Annotated in this window: 1 protein-coding gene; it reads right to left on the bottom strand. The window is 58.7% G+C overall.

Features of this window, described 5'->3' with window-relative positions; genetic code table 11:
* Positions 1–554, bottom strand: a 554-nt coding sequence (locus KQX66_RS36420; protein ID WP_253957674.1) for a condensation domain-containing protein, incomplete at both ends; no start/stop codon positions are given.

The following is a 554-nucleotide window of genomic DNA, read 5'->3' as shown; positions in this document are numbered from 1 at the left end:
CCGCTTAAAGCCTGTTCATAGCCCGTAGCCAAATCCTCGAACAAAATGCGCCAGGACACGCCGTCCACGACCAGATGATGAATGGCGATCAGCAGATGGTCGCCGTCCGCGCAGCGGAACAGACCCAGCTTTACCAGAGGGCCGTTCTCAAGGTTGATGCTGCCTTGAATTTCGTTCGCCTTCGCCTCAATCGCTGCAGCGCAGTCCTCGGTGCCGGTCAAGTCCACGACTTCCAAGCTGTACAGCTCGCCTTCGTCGATTCCCCGGTTCCAGGCCGCGTAGACGCCAGTTTCGGTTTTCCGGTATACCGTACGCAGCGCGTCGTGATGCTCGACGATCTTCTTCATCGTCTGGCGCAGCGCCGCTTCGTCGAAGCCTTGCTGACGGTACTGCATAAAGGACTGGTTGCTGTGATGCAGATCGGCCGGATTTTGCTCGAAGAACCACCGCTGAATCGGCGTGAGCGCCACGTCGCCCGTCACTTCTTCCTGGCTCGCGATTTTGCCGGCAGCCTGAAGATGCGGACTGAGCGCCGCTATGGTCGGATGATGAAA

The sequence above is a fragment of the Paenibacillus oleatilyticus genome, from assembly GCF_018998565.1.
In the GTDB taxonomy this organism is placed as follows: Bacteria; Bacillota; Bacilli; order Paenibacillales; family NBRC-103111; genus Paenibacillus_G; species Paenibacillus_G oleatilyticus.
The sequence above is the reverse complement of the archived record's forward strand: the minus strand, read 5'-3'. Positions and strand labels throughout refer to the sequence as shown.